Source organism: Croceicoccus estronivorus (assembly GCF_001625325.1).
Lineage (GTDB): Bacteria > Pseudomonadota > Alphaproteobacteria > Sphingomonadales > Sphingomonadaceae > Caenibius > Caenibius estronivorus.
Genome location: NZ_JRQQ01000006.1, coordinates 1 through 14976 on the forward strand (window position 1 = coordinate 1; position 14976 = coordinate 14976).

Below are 14976 nucleotides of genomic sequence, written 5' to 3' on the forward strand. Positions count from 1 at the left end.
CCTCAAAAGCTACCGCTGCGCGCGTCTTCATTCAGGCAACTCCTTTTGTCTCTGACAAACCTATACGGATTGCACCTGATGGTGATAAATATGCGTATCTGAAATTTATTATGACTTGTGAGCAATAATCATGATCAGCGCCTGGGACGGGATCGAGGAATTCGTCATCGTGAGCCAAGCGGGCAGCTTTACAGCTGCCGCTGAGAAATTCGGCGCATCGGTGACGCATATGAGCCGGGCAATCGCCCGGCTGGAGGCCAGGCTTCAGGTCCAGTTGCTGCACCGTACGACCCGGTCGTTGCGGCTGACGGATACCGGACGCCTCTTCTTCGACCATTGCAGCCGCATCGTTGAGGAACGCGAGGAGGCAATCGCAGCGATCAGCGTGCAAGGCGAACCGCGCGGCCACCTGCGACTGACCTGTTCGTACGCTCTGGGTGAAAAGTTCGTCGCGCCGCTGGTCCGCGATTTTGCGCTTGCCTATCCTGCACTGTCAGTCACCGTCGACCTCGACAACGACGTCGTCGACATCATCAGGGGGGGATACGATCTTGCGATACGAACCGGCCACCTTGAGGATTCCCGCCTGATCGGCACGCGGATAGCCTTGCGCGCCCTTATCACCGCAGCCGCGCCTGCCTATCTGCATCGCCGGGGAAAACCCGCCGATCTGGCGGATCTGAGAGCCCATGACTGCCTGCTGGGCTCTTCCGGGCAATGGCAATTTGCCGATGGCGTGAAGTTCAGGCCGAAAGGCCGTTGGCAATGCAATAGCGGATCTGCCGTTCTGGATGCCGCAATCGCCGGGATGGGCATTTGCCAGTTGCCCGCCTTCTATCTTGGCAGGCAACTGGAAAAAGGGACGCTTGAAACCGTGCTGGATGACCTGAAACCGGCAGACGAACCGATCTGGGCAGTGTACCCGCAGCGACGCCACCTTTCCCCGAAGGTAAGCCTGCTGGTCGCACATCTGCGAACCCAATTGCAGCCCATGCTCGACAGGGATGACAGTCCACGCCGCTCGACCGCAACGGCATGACGAACGGCCAGCCCCACTCCCCTCACTCTTCGGCTTTCACGATACGGATGACCTTGTTGGGGCAATATTTCGCGGCCGCCAGCAGGTTGGCATGCAGTTCCGGGCCCGGTTGCGGGTCCAGCAGTTTTACCTTGGCATAGCCAAGCCTGTTTTCCGCCACCGCGAAGATTTCCGGGGCGTCCCCCGCGCACACGCCGTGCCCCTGGCACAAATCGAAGTCCAGCTCGATCCGGAATTTCCCTTCAATCTCCTGCCCCATCAGCGGCCCCTCCGCCGGAAGCGCAAGCGACAGGGGTCGCTGGGACGGAGGATCAGCGAAGGCATGATGTCACGGTAATATTCGGCCGGTTCGCTCAGTTCGAATTCGAACTTGCGCAGCAGGTAAGCAAAGATGGTTTTGACCTGCAGCAGCGCAAACGCATTGCCGACACACTTATGCCGCCCTCCCCCGAATGGCAGATAGGCAAAGGGGCCGTCCGGAAACGTGCGCTTCGGATTGAAACTCAGCGGATCGTCGAAGATTTCGGGCTGGCGATGCGCAACATAGGGGCTGACCATGACATTGTCCCCTGCCTCGATCACATAGTCCTTGTAGTGGAAGTCTTTCATGACACGGCGGCTAAGCGTGACCAGCGGCGCGTGCAGACGCAGCACCTCCTCCAGAAATGCATCGAGCAATGGCATCTCGCGCAAGGACTGAAAGCTGACCTGCTCGCTATCGCCAAGAAGCTGGTCCAGTTCCACCACGATCTCCGCCATCAGATCAGGATGGCGCGCAAGTTCCACCAGCATCCAGCTCGACGTATTGCCCGACGTATGGTGCCCGGCGAACATGAACCAGATGACCATGCCGGCAATTTCATGATCGGTGAGCCGGGTGCCATCGGAATATGTCGCATCGAGATAATGCTGGAACATGTCGTGGAATTCCTCTCCACGTGCGAGCGCGGCCTTGCGTTGAACCACGCGCTCCCCGATCAGCTCGCCCAGCCGCGCACGTGCAATATCCCGCCGCATCGCCATTTCGCTGTGCTGGTTCGGATCCGCCAGTCCCGCCGGATCGACTGACATTTCAAGATCGTGATAGAGACCGCGGAACTCATCGCTCATTGATGCACGAAAATCGGCCCCCATGAGACAGTGGGTGGAAGTCTTGAGAGTCAGTTCCGTGAACTTCTCATAGAAGTCGTCTTCCCCCTCGTCCGGCCAGTCTGCGATCCATTGCCGCACCTCTTGCGCAATAATCGGCGCATAATGGACCATCCGGTCATGCCTCAGGCCGACCGCCTGAATCTTGAGCTGCTGCCGCTCGATCGCAGGCGGGGCGCCATACTGGATGCCCTGCCCGAATACCGGGACCATGAACTGATAGGCCTGCGCCGCGCTGAGCTGCGAATCCGGCGCACGATAGACTGCTTCGTGCGCATCTTCCCCCACCAGCAGCGTGGTCTTGAGCCCGGCAAGATCGAATGAAGACACTTCGCCGCATTCTGCATGGCAGCGCATAAGGAAGGGCGCGGGATTGAGGCAGAATTCCTCGAAATGCCCGGTGTCGGGCTTCGCCCCGCTGACCATAGGCGGCGAAATCATGCCGGTCTCCCGAACCAGGCTATCTTCCATGTCATTCTCTCCCAAATCGTAGCCGGCAACGCAGCTCTCAGTTTCAGGCCTGCTGACCAGCCGCCCGTCAGAACGGGTCATTCCAGAAAAAGATTTCACTTGAAATGTTTTATCAGGAGCCTTCGATCCTGTCAAAGACGCACTGGTGCACGATGACGGTCGATCCCGGCGGCACGACAAAAGCAGGGAGGGTTGAGAGCATGGTCACAGCGCGAGCCGCCGCACGCGTATCAGGCACACACCGATTCTTTCGGGTAACCAGGACGAGGCCGGCTGACCGCGCATTTCATCCCTAGGGCGGGACGGACGTACGCAATGCGGGCCGATTTCAGCCGCGCTGGTCCAACATCGCCACCAGCGCCTGTTTACAATGATCGAGATGATGGCCGAGCCGCACCGCATCCCGCTCCAGCAGTTTGTTGATGGTCATCCCCGTCAGGAGGCAATGCGCGAAAATCAGGGCTTCCAGCAGACTTTCGCTAGGCACGCCGCTGTCGCCGAATATCCGCATCATCATGTCGATATGGTCGCCACTGGGCCACTGCAACACCGTCTGACCGACCTCGGTCGAATCCATATCCCGCCCCGCCATGATGATCTCCACCGTGGCGAGGTAGACATCCTCCTGATAATGGTCCCACATCCGGTCCACCAGCACCGAGGCACGATCGGCTATGCTGCCTTGCCCCTGATCCACATCTGCCAACCGCGCGAGAAATCGCTCGTGCGACAATACGACGACCGCATCGAGAACCTGATCTTTCGAACCGAAATGATGCTGCGCCGCGCCCCAGGTCACACCTGAAGCTGCGGCAATCCGCTTTGCACTGGCAGCAGCAAGTCCCCCCTCCCGGATCAACGAAACCGTAGCTGCAACGATACGTTCGCGTGTCCGGCGCGATTTGCTTGCCTGATGCCCTTCAGTCACGTTCACAGTCCGCCCGTTTCTCTTCCACCCTCATTCCCGGCACGCCTGGCCGGAAATGTGAAGGGTTGCATCGCCTATGTCATACCTCCGCACCGGCAGTCTAATCACAACGTGCCAGTGCCAGGCATAAACAGGCAGAGAAACGCTCGGTGTGAGCAGTCCGTGCGGTCTGACCAGAGCGCTCGACCGGGCAGCATGAACCACCTTTCACGGAAAAATTCACTGGGCATGTCACATTGTTCGGCGCTGTCTCGTCATGTCTGCGTCACCAAGATGAAAGGATAACCGCCATGACGCCCCGCGCCGATATTTACACCGTCGCCCCGGACATTTTCGGAGCCTGGTACGCATTTTCAAATAGTGTCGCGCAATGCGGCCTGGAAAAGCCGTTGCTCGAACTGATCAAGATCCACGCATCGCAGATCAATGGCTGCGCCAACTGTCTCAACATGCATACGGCCGAGGCGCGCAAGGAAGGTGAGACCGAGCAGCGGATTCATTTGCTGGCCGCATGGCATGAGGCGCCATGCTATACCGACCGGGAACGTGCCGCACTGGCGTGGACCGAACATCTGACCGAGATTGCCACCAGACGCGCGCCTGACACCGTTTACGAAGCTCTCGACGCCCAGTTCAGCAAGGAGGAACAGTTGAAGCTGACGCTGGCAATCAACGTCATCAACAGTTGGAACCGGCTCGCAGTGGGGTTCAACCTCTATGCGCCGGAACGGGGTTGGCATTGATGGACGGTGCAGCCGCCACGTTCGATGCACACCGCCCCGATCTGCTGCGCATTGCCTATCGCATGCTCGGCACGATGAGCGATGCTGAAGACGTGGTACAGGAAGCCTTCCTCCGTTGGGCGGAGAAAGACCGGGCGGTAGTACAGGTTCCTGCCGCCTTTCTCCGCCGGATTGTAACACGCCTGTGCCTCGATCACCTGAAGTCGGCCCGCGTACGACGAGAAGTCTATAGCGGCCCCTGGCTGCCGGAACCGGTAGTGGAAGAAGAGCCGACGGAAGACGTGACTCTGCCCCTGCTACTGGCGCTCGAACGCTTGTCGCCGCTCGAACGGGCGGCGTTTATCCTCCACGATGTCTTTGGGGAAAGCTTCGAGGACATCTCCGTTTCGCTTGGCCGCGACGTTGCGGCCTGCCGCCAGCTCGCCAGCCGGGCGCGATCGAACGTCCGCATGGACCGGCCTCGCTATCCCATCGACCGCCAGCACGGCATGCAGATCGCCGCAGCCTTCTTCGAAGCATCGCGCGGCGAAGGGGTCGCACATCTCGGGGCACTGCTGGCAGAGGACGTCCGTTTCCATTCCGATGGCGGGGGCAGACGGCCCGCCGCCGCCCGGGTGCTGGAAGGCGCCAGCGAGGTTCTACGCGCGCATGCGGCGATCGCGCGGCTGCGCCACGGGCCTTCCGAGCTGGTGCGATATGCCTTCATCAACGGACTGCCCGGCTTCGTCACCCGCGAAGCGGACGGAATGTTGCAGACGACGGCACTGTTGATCGAAGATGGCCTGATCCGCGCTGTTTATGTCATGCGCAATCCGGACAAGCTCGGCCACCTGAGCGCGTCGATCCACTAGGCAATCCGGAATTCTCGCTCCTTTTTTTGCCAGATGAGGCCATCGTGAGTGAGAGTTACCCGCTGCATTACACGACTATGCGTCCGATACGCTTTGCCGCCATTTCCGCTTCGGCCACGATACGCGCGACCAGATCCCGGCAAGTCGGTATGTCATGCACCAGGGCCTGACTTTGGCCAGCGGTCCAGATGCCGCCATCCATATTGCCTGCCGCCAGAACTTCGGACCGCCCTCTCGCGCCACTCATCAACTCGCGTACATCGTCGAAGGTCTTGTGCGGGTCCGTTTGAATCGCTGCCACCTGTTCAGAAACGGCATTTCGGGCGACACGCGCCGTGTTGTTGAGCGTGCGCCCGACCAGCACCGTATCGCGTTCCGTGTTTTCAACGATCTTGTGCTTTACGTTTTCATGAATGGCGGCTTCCTGCGTGGCGCAAAACCGGGTGCCCATGTTGACGCCATCTGCCCCCAGCGCCAATGCCGCGACCAGGCCTCGCCCATCCGCCATGCCGCCACTGGCAATCACCGGCACATCGACTGCATCGACCGTGGCTGGCAACAATACCACCAGCCCGACATCGTCTTCTCCCGGATGCCCAGCGCATTCGAAACCGTCGATGGATATCACATCGACACCCTTCCTGACGGCGGACACGGCATGTCGCACGCTGGTGCATTTGTGAATCACGCGAACCCCCGCTTCTTTCAAGCGCGGCAAATGATCGGTCGGAGCACGGCCTGCGGTTTCAACGATCGTAACCCCACCGGCTATGATGGCCTCGCGATATTCATCGTAGGGAATGGGGTTTATCGACGGCAACAGCGTGAGATTCACCCCGAATGGCCGGTCCGTCAGGGAACGGACCTTCTTGATCTCCGCCAGCAAAGCATCGCCATCGCTGAACATATGCGCAGTTATGAAACCGAGCGCACCGGCATTGGCGACGGCAGCAACCAGTTCGCCATAGCCCACCCCGGTCATGCCACCCATCAGGATCGGTGCATCGATTCCGAACATCTCGGTAATTCGCGTCTTCAACATCACTTTCCTTCCCGGCCCCGGTCGCTGCGATTTGACGTTTGGGCTTTGGCCAACACTTGTGGCGCGACACAAATGCCCAAGGCATTCCGCCCCAGTCATTCGCCGACCGCATAGCTTGCTGTTACAACTTCCTGCAATAATTTTGCTCTCGAATGCAGAATTAACTGGCCTCAGGGCCATGCTTGAATTAGGCATCCGGGCAACACCAAGCCTATCGGGAATGAGATGCGTTCGAAGGAAATCCAGCTTGCCTCGCGTCCGGTCGCCATGCCGGAGCCGGAACATTTTCGGATCGTGGAAACCGAAGTGCCTGCCCCCGCCGAAGGCGAAGTCATGGTGCGCAACCTGTTCATGGCCGTCGATCCGGCCATGCGCGGGCGCATGTATGATTCGAAAAGCTATGTGCCGCCATTCGAACTCGATGCACCGATGGAAGGCCCGGCAGTCGGAGAGGTCGTGGAATCACGCGACACGCGCTTTGCACCCGGCGATCTCGTCTTTCACCGGCTCGGCTGGCGCGAAGCGTTCACGGCTCCGGCCGAACGGCTCGAACAACGGGAAAAAGGGATTCTGCCCCCTCAGGCGCATCTGACCTTTGCAGGCGTGACAGGGCTAACCGCCTATGCGGGCATGCTACATGTCGGCGGCCTGAAGCCAGGCGATGTCGTGTTCGTTTCCGCGGCGTCGGGCGGGGTCGGTTCGCTTGCCGCACAGATCGCCAAGATCAAGGGGCACAAGGTCATCGGCGCAGCGGGTGGTCCGGAGAAGGCCGCCTTCCTGCTTGAGAAGCTCGGCCTCGACGCTGCCATCGACTACAAGGCGGAAGCCAATCTGACGAAGGCGCTGGCGCGCGAATTGAAAGGCATTGGAGAGAAGGGCATCGACCTCTATTTCGACAATGTCGGAGGCGAACACCTGCATGCTGCCCTGGCGGTGGCCAACGATTTCGCCCGGTTCCCCATTTGCGGCATGATCTCGCAATACAATCTGGGGGGCAATGCCCCGATGGCCCCGCGCAATCTCATGCTGATGATGGGCAAGCGGATCAGGATGCAAGGTTATATCGCCAACGACCACAAGGATCTGTGGCAACATTGCATGGCTGATATGGCGGCATGGCATCGCGCTGGCCTGCTCCATTCGGCAGAGACCATTCATGATGGCATCGACAATGCGCTCAAAGCGTTCTTCGGGCTGTTCACTGGCGAAAACCTGGGCCGCACACTGGTCAAGCTGGGCTGAGGAAACCTGCGATGTACCGTTTGCTGGAAGGCTATCGCGTGGTTGAAGGGGCCGCATTCATTGCGGGGCCGTCTTGCGGATTGCATCTGGCGCAGATGGGGGCCGAAGTCATCCGTTTCGACGCAATCGGCGGCGGCCCGGACAGCCGCCGCTGGCCGCTCGCCCCGAATGGGTCCAGCCTCTATTGGGAAGGGCTGAACAAGGGCAAGAAATCTGTTGCCATCGACTTGCGCAACCCGGAGGGGCGCGAACTGGCCGTTGCCCTGGCCACTGCACCGGGCGAACGTGCGGGCCTGTTTCTCACCAATTATCCGGTCCACGGCTTCCTCAGCCACGATGCGTTGGCTGCGAAACGGCCCGATATCATTACCACCCGGATCATGGGCTGGTCGGATGGTGCGCCTGCGGTCGATTACACCGTGAATGCCGCAGTCGGCATCCCCATGATGACTGGCCCTGCCGACGATGACAGGCCCGTCAATCATGTTTTGCCGGCCTGGGATCTGATGGGAGGCGCCTACGCCGCATTTGCCATGGCTGCCGCGCTGCTCAAACGCCAGCAGACGGGCGAAGGGGCCGATATTCGAATTCCGCTGTCCGATCTGGCTGCCACCAGCCTGTCGCACATCGGCAATGTCGCAGAAGTCCTGACGCAGGGTGACCGACCCCGCATGGGGAACGATCTTTATGGCGCGTTCGGCCGCGATTTTGTCTGTGCCGACGGGGTTCGATTGATTGTCGTGGCGATCACCGCAAACCAATGGCGCTCGCTGGTCAAGGTCCTGGATGTTGGCGAGGCGATTGCCGTGCTTGAAACGAAACTGGGCGTCGAATTCGCGAAGGACGAGGGGCTGCGCTTCGTTCATCGCGAACTATTGATACCCATTTTTTCGAATGCTTTTGCACGGCGGAATGCGGCAGAGTTACAAGCCTCATTCGACGCCGCCGGAGTAACCTGGGGGCGTTACCAGTCATTGCACGAAGCAGTGACCAGGGACCCCCGGCTATTCACGGAAAATCCGCAGATGCAGGCCATCCAGCATCCCAGCGGCCTCACATATCCTGCGGCAGGCCCTCCGGCCACGCTGGCCGGTGCGCTGCGCGACGACGTTCGCCCCGCACCCAGGCTGGGTCAGCACACCGATGAAGTTCTGGCCGATATCCTCAGGCTGGATGCAGGCCAGATCGGCGAATTGCACGACAGGGGGATCGTGGCATGACTCTTTCCCAATCCGACATCGATCACTGGCGCGAGTGGGTTGGAAACACCGAAACGGTTACCGAACGGATAGAGCCGGTCCTGCTGGATCGCTACGCCGCGGCACTGGGTGAAGACCGCACGGCAGCCCACCTCCCTTCTCTCGCCCACTGGGCATTCTTCATTCAGGCTGTGCCGCCATCGCAGATCGGACCCGATGGCCATCCCAGACGTGGCGGCTTCCTGCCGCCCGTCACACTGGAACGGCGAATGTTCGCGGCCAGCGATATCGTATTCCACCATGCCCTGCACGAAGGATCGGATGCGACACGCCATGCACAAGTCGCCTCCCTGACCCACAAGGCCGGTAAGAGCGGCGACCTGATTCTGGTGGAAGTCTCTCACCGCATCGAACAGGGCGGGCAAACCTGCATCGAAGAACGCCAGACCATCGTTTACCGCGATGGGGGCAAGACGGCGGCGGTCGAAGACACGGCGCTACCTGCGGCGGAAAACTGTGAAATCTGGCAACCGGGGGCGGTCGACCTGTTCCGCTTTTCTTCCGTGACGTTCAACAGTCACCGAATCCACTATGATCTGCCCTATGCAACAGGCGAAGAACACTATCCGGGACTGGTCGTCCACGGCCCCTTCACTGCGGCAAAACTGTTCGGGCTGGCACAGCGCCTCCACGGGCCAATTTCGCGGTTTTCATTTCGTGCGCTGGCGCCATTGTTCGCGGGTCAGCCAATCGTGATCGGCCCGGGCGACGAACCAGGGCAAGTCATCGCCCGACGCTGCGACGGCGTAGCTGCGATGGTTGCAAATCTCGAAACCTAAACGCCCAATTTTGCGTTAGAGTGCAATTTTCTTGACGGTGCCGTATCGGGACCGTATTCGATCGAACGCAATCGAAATCCGGCCACTGCGCCTTGCTGACATAACATTATGAGGGTGCCCACCGATGGATACCGAAACATTCGATCTCTTTCGCGATACCGTTCGCCGCCTGGTCGACGAACGGCTGATCCCGGCAGAAGATGAGGTCGAAGAAACCGATAACATTCCAGCCCGTATTGCCGATCAGATCCGTGAAATGGGGTTGTTCGGCTTGTCCGTGCCGGAAGAGTTCGGCGGGCTCGGCTGTACCATGAGCGAGGAAGCGGCGATCATCCGCGAGCTGTGCCGCGCCGCAATCGTTTACCGTTCGCTGATCGGAACCACCGTCGGCATCGGCAGCCAGGGTATCGTCATGGACGGCACCGATGAACAGAAAGCGGAATGGCTGCCGAAATTCGCAACCGGCGAAGCGATCGCCAGTTTCGCACTGACGGAGCCCGAGGCGGGATCAGATGCCGGATCGTTGCGCACGACGGCCATTCGCGAAGGCGATTCCTATCGGATCAACGGCACCAAGCGGTACATCACGAATGCGCCGCGTGCGTCGGTCTTCACGCTCATGGCGCGAACCGAGCCCGACGTGAAAGGGTCGGCTGGCATCTCGGCCTTCATTCTTCCCGCCGATACGCCGGGCATCACGCTCGGCAAACCTGACAAGAAAATGGGTCAGAAAGGCGCGGTGACCTGCGATGTCATCCTTGACGACGTCGTCCTGCCCGCTTCGGCGATCATCGGCGGTGTCCCCGGCCGGGGCTTCAAGACGGCGATGAAAGTGCTGGACCGCGGACGCATCCATATCGCAGCGGTAGCGCTGGGCATGGCCGATCGCCTGCTTGGCATGTCGCTGGAATACGCAATGGAGCGCAAGCAGTTCGGCCAGCGTATTGCCGATTTCCAGCTCGTCCAGGCCATGCTGGCGGACAGCAAGGTGGACCTGCTGACGATCGAAGCACTGATGCGTTCGGTCGCGGCACGTTTTGACGCGGGCGAGAAAGTCAGCTTGGAATGCTCGGCCCTGAAGTATCACGCCTCTGAAGCGGTCGGCCGTATCGCGGACCGGGCCGTACAGATTTTCGGCGGTGCGGGATACATGGCCGAATACAAGGTCGAACGTTTCTATCGCGATGTCCGCCTGCTGCGGATTTACGAAGGCACATCGCAGATCCAGCAAACCATTATCGCCAAGAACATGATCCGTGCGGCAGAGGCCGCCTGAAGGAGCACATCGAACAATGCGCCGCGCCGCTATCGTTTCCCCCCTTCGCACTGCCGTCGGCAAATACCTGGGCAGCCTTTCCAGCATCCCGGCCGGTGAACTGGGCGCCATCATCGTCCGCGCCCTGATGGAACGCACTGCCATCGATCCGGAGCGGATAGACGACGTCGTATTCAGCCAAGGCTACGGCAACGGCGAAGCCCCGGCTATCGGCCGGTGGGCTGCGATGGCGGCAGGCCTTCCCGTTTCAGTGCCCGGCTATCAGCTCGACCGACGTTGCGGTTCCGGCCTGCAAGCCGTTATCGATGCCGCGATGATGGTACAGACCGGCGCAGCGGACGTGGTGATCGCAGGCGGCTGCGAAAGCATGAGCCAGGTCGAACACTATACGATCAAGGGACGCACCGGCGTGCGCGGCGGGTCCATCGAACTGCATGACCGGCTGGCTCGCGGCCGTGTCATGTCGCAGCCGATCGAACGCTTTGGCGTTATCACCGGCATGATCGAAACCGCCAACAACGTCGCCAGTGATTACGGTATTACCCGCGAGGAATGCGACGCCTACGCCGCGCGCAGCCATCAACGGGCGGCTGCCGCATGGGCGGATGGCAAGTTCGCTGACGAACTGGTGCCGGTATCCATTCCGCAAAGGCGCGGCGATCCCGTAATCTTCGCGCGCGATGAAGGGATACGTGAAGACGCGACCCCGGAATCGCTGGCAACGCTCCGTGTTATCGAAAAGGATGGCGTGGTCACTGCCGGGAATGCCAGCCAGCAGAACGACGCCGCCGCCGCCTGCCTCGTGGTCGCGGAAGACAAGCTTGAAGAACTGGGCCTGACGCCTATCGGCTGGTTCCATTCCTGGGCAGCAGCGGGCTGCGAACCCTCTCGCATGGGTATCGGCCCCGTTCCGGCGGTCGAGCGGCTGTTTGCCCGCACTGGCATAGGCTGGGACGACATCGACCTTGTCGAACTGAACGAAGCCTTTGCCCCGCAGGTTCTGGGCGTATTGCGCGGCTGGGGATGGAGTGCGGATGATTCCCGCATGGACATGCTGAACGTAAACGGTTCCGGAATTTCGCTGGGGCACCCGATTGGCGCGACCGGCGGCCGGATTCTCGCGACCATGATGAACGAGCTCCAGCGCCGCGAAGGGCGCTATGCGCTGGAAACGATGTGCATCGGCGGGGGCCAGGGGCTCGCCGCTATCATCGAACGCGCCAACTGATCGCAGACAGGGGAAAGAACAATGAGCGCGAGCCCGCTGGACGGTATCAAGGTTCTGGACCTCTCGCGGGTTCTCGCCGGGCCTTGGTCGACGCAGATTCTCGCCGATCTCGGCGCGGACGTCATCAAGATCGAAGCTCCTGGAAAAGGCGACGATACACGTGCCTGGGGCCCACCGTTCCTGAAAGATTCCGATGGCGAGGAAGAACTGAGCGAAAGCGGGTATTATCTCTGCTGCAATCGCAACAAGCGGTCGATCGCGGTCGATCTGCGCCAGCCGGAAGGTGCGGAACTGATCCGCAAGCTGGCCGCTGAGGCGGACATCCTGGTCGAAAACTTCAAGGTTGGCGGCTTGGCGAAATTCGGCCTCGATTACGAAAGTCTCGCCCGCATCAATTCAAGGCTGATCTATTGTTCGATCACCGGCTTTGGGCAGACGGGCCCGTACACCGACCGTGGCGGCTACGACTTCGTGGCGCAGGGCATGGGCGGTTTCATGAGCATCACCGGGGAAGCCAGCGGGCAACCTCTGCGGGCCGGGGTCGCAATGGCCGATCTCTCCACCGGGATGTATGCGACTGTCTCCATCCTGGCGGCCTTGCGGCACGCGGAACGGACAGGCGAAGGCCAATGGATCGACGTGTCCTTGCTGGACACCCAGATCGCCATGCTGGCCAATCAGTCGATGAACTGGCTGGTTGGCGGCACTGTGCCCGGACGCCTGGGCAACCGGCATCCGACGGTTGTGCCATACAAGACGTTCGACGTTGCGGACGGGATCATGATCATCGCCGTCGGCAACGACGGTCAGTTTCGCCTGCTCTGCGCGGAATTGGAAATGAATGAACTGGCCGACGATCCGCGGTTCGCCACTTCTCGTGCCCGGATGGTCAATCGCGACGATCTCGAAGGCATCGTGCAGGACAAGGTCCGGAACCTGAAGCGCGACGAATTGATTGAACGTCTGGTCGCACGCGGCGTGCCATGCGGGCCGGTGAACAATCTTCAGGAAATCTTCGAGGATCCCTTCGTCGAAGCCCGCGGCGCAGTCCATTATTTCGAGCGGGAGGATGGCGTTCGGGTCCCGACCGTCGCCTTCCCGCCCAAGCTTTCAAAGACACCGGCAAAGTACACTTATCGCCCGCCTACGGTCGGCGAACATAGCCGCGAAGCGTTGGCCGACTGGCTCGCGCTGGATGACACACAACTCGACGCGCTCGAATCCGGCGGTGCGATTGCACAGCACCGCAAGCAGGATTGAAGCAACGGTACGCCAGATAAAGAGACAGGGAACCATGGCAGAACGGCCTCTCATCCTCGAAGACCTTACCGCGCTTCTCAATCAGGCGGCGCTGGAAGCGGATGGCTTCGTCCGCGCGGTAACTCCCAGAGTCAAAGCGCTCGTTGCTGGGGAAGATGGCCGCACCGATCGTGCGCTGGCGGATGAGCATCAGCATGAGGTCCACGGCCTTGGCTGGTACGCTACTTATGCCGCGACATTCCTGGAAGTGGCGCGATGGGCTTCGGCGCTGGAGAGCAGCGGCGAATTCCGCGATGTAGAGCGCCTGCTCGCCCAGCTGCTGTTCGGTGAATACGCCGCCCAGTTGCAAGGCGGCATACCCATGAACCAGGGCGAAGTGATCCGGCCCACCGACCTTTCCCCGGATGCAGGCGATCTCGCCTTGCTTAACGGCCCGGCGCTTTCCGTTCTGCGCCAGCATGGTGCCAGCCAGGCGGTGAAGACAGCCATAGCGGCGCACCTTACGGATCAGCGCGGCCAGGCCACGCTTGAAAATGCCGGGCTGGATGAAACATCGCAATTGATCCGCGATCAGTTCTTCGCTTTCGCGCGCGAGAAGATCGCTCCCCATGCCCATGAATGGCATCTCAAAGACGAGCTCATTCCCCTTCCCCTGGTTGAGGAGTTGGGCGAAATGGGCGTGTTCGGCCTGACGATACCGGAAGGTTTCGGCGGGCTCGGCATGGGCAAGACGGCAATGTGCGTCGTTTCGGAAGAACTGTCGCGCGGCTGGATCGGGGTCGGCTCACTCGCCACGCGCTCCGAAATCGCGGCCGAACTGATCCTGTGCGGCGGCACTGACGAACAAAAGGCGCACTGGTTGCCGCAGATTGCCAGCGCCGGGATACTGCCCACTGCGGTATTTACCGAACCGGATACCGGGTCCGACCTCGGCTCCTTGCGTACCCGCGCGACGCTCGACGGCGATCACTATCTGGTCAACGGCAACAAGACCTGGATCACTCATGCCGCGCGCGCCGATGTCATGACCCTGCTGGTCCGCACCGATCCGGCCAGCAAAAACTACAGTGGCCTGTCGATGCTGCTGGCGCCAAAGCTGCGAGGCACTGTCGACGCCCCCTTCCCGACACCGGGGATGAGCGGCGGCGAGATCGAAGTGATCGGCTATCGCGGAATGAAGGAATACGAAATCGGCTTCGACGATTTCCGCGTGGAGAAAGACAACCTGCTCGGCGGCGTCGAAGGGCGCGGTTTCAAGCAGTTGATGGCCACTTTCGAAAGTGCCCGCATCCAGACAGCCGCACGCGCCATCGGTGTGGCGCAGGCCGCATTGGACGTCGGGCTCGGCTATGCTTTGGATCGCAAGCAATTCGGACGCGCTATCATTGCCTTCCCCCGCGTCGCCAACAAGCTGGCAATGATGGCAGCGGAAATCATGGCCGCACGGCAACTGACCTATTACGCGGCGCGGCAGAAGGACGAGGACAAACGCTGCGATCTGGAGGCTGGCATGGCCAAGTTGCTTGGCGCGCGTGTGGCGTGGGCAGCGGCGGACAATGCCCTGCAAATTCATGGCGGCAATGGCTTTGCCATGGAATACGAGGTCAGCCGCCTGCTGGCCGATGCCCGTATTCTCAACATTTTCGAAGGCGCCGGAGAAATTCAGGCTCAGGTAATTGGCCGCCGCCTGCTTGATGAGCCCAATTGAT

General features: G+C 60.7%; 14 protein-coding genes. 10 read left to right on the forward strand and 4 right to left on the reverse strand.

Annotation, left to right across the window (positions count from 1 at the left end):
* Positions 1–133: 133 nt before the first annotated feature.
* Positions 134–1039, forward strand: coding sequence for a LysR family transcriptional regulator (locus MB02_RS09890; protein ID WP_067537264.1), 906 nt, complete (start codon positions 134–136; stop codon positions 1037–1039).
* A gap of 22 nt (positions 1040–1061) precedes the next feature.
* On the opposite strand, the gene MB02_RS09895 is transcribed toward MB02_RS09890, so the two are convergent.
* The 3 genes from MB02_RS09895 to MB02_RS09905 all read right to left on the reverse strand — a co-directional run bounded on the left by MB02_RS09895 (position 1062) and on the right by MB02_RS09905 (position 3587).
* Positions 1062–1298 carry a ferredoxin gene (locus MB02_RS09895; RefSeq protein WP_067536472.1) on the reverse strand — a complete coding sequence of 79 codons (237 nt, stop codon included), beginning with the start codon at positions 1296–1298 and terminating at the stop codon, positions 1062–1064.
* Positions 1298–2659 carry a cytochrome P450 gene (locus tag MB02_RS09900; RefSeq protein ID WP_067537267.1) on the reverse strand — a complete coding sequence of 454 codons (1362 nt, stop codon included), beginning with the start codon at positions 2657–2659 and terminating at the stop codon, positions 1298–1300. The genes MB02_RS09895 and MB02_RS09900 overlap by 1 nt, the downstream gene beginning before the upstream one ends.
* A 328-nt stretch (positions 2660–2987) precedes the next feature.
* The gene (locus MB02_RS09905) at positions 2988–3587 is read right to left on the reverse strand and encodes a TetR/AcrR family transcriptional regulator (RefSeq protein WP_206598587.1); all 600 of its coding nucleotides are present in this window, start codon (positions 3585–3587) and stop codon (positions 2988–2990) included.
* A gap of 290 nt (positions 3588–3877) precedes the next feature.
* Between MB02_RS09905 and MB02_RS09910 the strand changes: the two genes are divergently transcribed.
* Together MB02_RS09910 and sigJ are read left to right on the forward strand one after the other, a co-directional pair.
* The gene (locus MB02_RS09910; protein WP_067536478.1) at positions 3878–4330 is read left to right on the forward strand and encodes a carboxymuconolactone decarboxylase family protein; all 453 of its coding nucleotides are present in this window, start codon (positions 3878–3880) and stop codon (positions 4328–4330) included.
* The gene (gene sigJ, locus MB02_RS09915) at positions 4330–5181 is read left to right on the forward strand and encodes an RNA polymerase sigma factor SigJ (RefSeq protein ID WP_067536482.1); all 852 of its coding nucleotides are present in this window, start codon (positions 4330–4332) and stop codon (positions 5179–5181) included. The genes MB02_RS09910 and sigJ overlap by 1 nt, the downstream gene beginning before the upstream one ends.
* Before the next feature lie 67 nt (positions 5182–5248).
* Here the strand turns inward: sigJ and MB02_RS09920 are convergent, their stop codons facing one another.
* Positions 5249–6226, reverse strand: a complete 978-nt coding sequence (locus tag MB02_RS09920) for an NAD(P)H-dependent flavin oxidoreductase (protein WP_206598588.1) — start codon at positions 6224–6226, stop codon at positions 5249–5251.
* 222 nt (positions 6227–6448) lie between these two features.
* On the opposite strand from MB02_RS09920, the gene MB02_RS09925 reads away from it, so the two are divergent.
* The 7 genes from MB02_RS09925 to MB02_RS09955 all read left to right on the forward strand — a co-directional run bounded on the left by MB02_RS09925 (position 6449) and on the right by MB02_RS09955 (position 14975).
* Positions 6449–7465, forward strand: a complete 1017-nt coding sequence (locus MB02_RS09925) for an NADP-dependent oxidoreductase (RefSeq protein WP_067536489.1) — start codon at positions 6449–6451, stop codon at positions 7463–7465.
* An 11-nt stretch (positions 7466–7476) separates the two neighbouring features.
* On the forward strand, positions 7477–8685 hold the full coding sequence (locus MB02_RS09930; protein ID WP_067536492.1) for a CoA transferase: 1209 nt from the start codon (positions 7477–7479) through the stop codon (positions 8683–8685).
* Complete coding sequence (locus MB02_RS09935) at positions 8682–9503, forward strand: FAS1-like dehydratase domain-containing protein (protein WP_067536495.1); 822 nt, start codon at positions 8682–8684, stop codon at positions 9501–9503. Before MB02_RS09930 ends, MB02_RS09935 begins: the two co-directional genes overlap by 4 nt.
* A 124-nt stretch (positions 9504–9627) precedes the next feature.
* Positions 9628–10779 (forward strand): acyl-CoA dehydrogenase family protein, encoded by a 1152-nt coding sequence (locus tag MB02_RS09940; RefSeq protein ID WP_067536499.1) that lies wholly within the window; start codon positions 9628–9630, stop codon positions 10777–10779.
* Positions 10780–10795: 16 nt separating this feature from the next.
* Positions 10796–12007 (forward strand): acetyl-CoA C-acetyltransferase, encoded by a 1212-nt coding sequence (locus MB02_RS09945; RefSeq protein ID WP_067536502.1) that lies wholly within the window; start codon positions 10796–10798, stop codon positions 12005–12007.
* A gap of 21 nt (positions 12008–12028) precedes the next feature.
* On the forward strand, positions 12029–13267 hold the full coding sequence (locus MB02_RS09950; RefSeq protein ID WP_067536505.1) for a CaiB/BaiF CoA transferase family protein: 1239 nt from the start codon (positions 12029–12031) through the stop codon (positions 13265–13267).
* A gap of 34 nt (positions 13268–13301) precedes the next feature.
* The gene (locus MB02_RS09955) at positions 13302–14975 is read left to right on the forward strand and encodes an acyl-CoA dehydrogenase family protein (RefSeq protein ID WP_067536509.1); all 1674 of its coding nucleotides are present in this window, start codon (positions 13302–13304) and stop codon (positions 14973–14975) included.
* The last annotated feature ends 1 nt before the right edge of the window (position 14976 follow it).

Bases quoted from the DNA above. Each gene is read 5' to 3' on its own strand.
- MB02_RS09940 (WP_067536499.1), top strand. From the start codon at position 9,628: ATGGATACCGAAACATTCGATCTCTTTCGCGATACCGTTCGCCGCCTG.
- MB02_RS09930 (WP_067536492.1), top strand. From the start codon at position 7,477: ATGTACCGTTTGCTGGAAGGCTATCGCGTGGTTGAAGGGGCCGCATTC.
- MB02_RS09895 (WP_067536472.1), bottom strand. From the start codon at position 1,298: ATGGGGCAGGAGATTGAAGGGAAATTCCGGATCGAGCTGGACTTCGAT.
- MB02_RS09955 (WP_067536509.1), top strand. From the start codon at position 13,302: ATGGCAGAACGGCCTCTCATCCTCGAAGACCTTACCGCGCTTCTCAAT.
- sigJ (WP_067536482.1), top strand. From the start codon at position 4,330: ATGGACGGTGCAGCCGCCACGTTCGATGCACACCGCCCCGATCTGCTG.
- MB02_RS09925 (WP_067536489.1), top strand. From the start codon at position 6,449: ATGCGTTCGAAGGAAATCCAGCTTGCCTCGCGTCCGGTCGCCATGCCG.
- MB02_RS09935 (WP_067536495.1), top strand. From the start codon at position 8,682: ATGACTCTTTCCCAATCCGACATCGATCACTGGCGCGAGTGGGTTGGA.
- MB02_RS09945 (WP_067536502.1), top strand. From the start codon at position 10,796: ATGCGCCGCGCCGCTATCGTTTCCCCCCTTCGCACTGCCGTCGGCAAA.
- MB02_RS09910 (WP_067536478.1), top strand. From the start codon at position 3,878: ATGACGCCCCGCGCCGATATTTACACCGTCGCCCCGGACATTTTCGGA.
- MB02_RS09900 (WP_067537267.1), bottom strand. From the start codon at position 2,659: ATGGAAGATAGCCTGGTTCGGGAGACCGGCATGATTTCGCCGCCTATG.
- MB02_RS09950 (WP_067536505.1), top strand. From the start codon at position 12,029: ATGAGCGCGAGCCCGCTGGACGGTATCAAGGTTCTGGACCTCTCGCGG.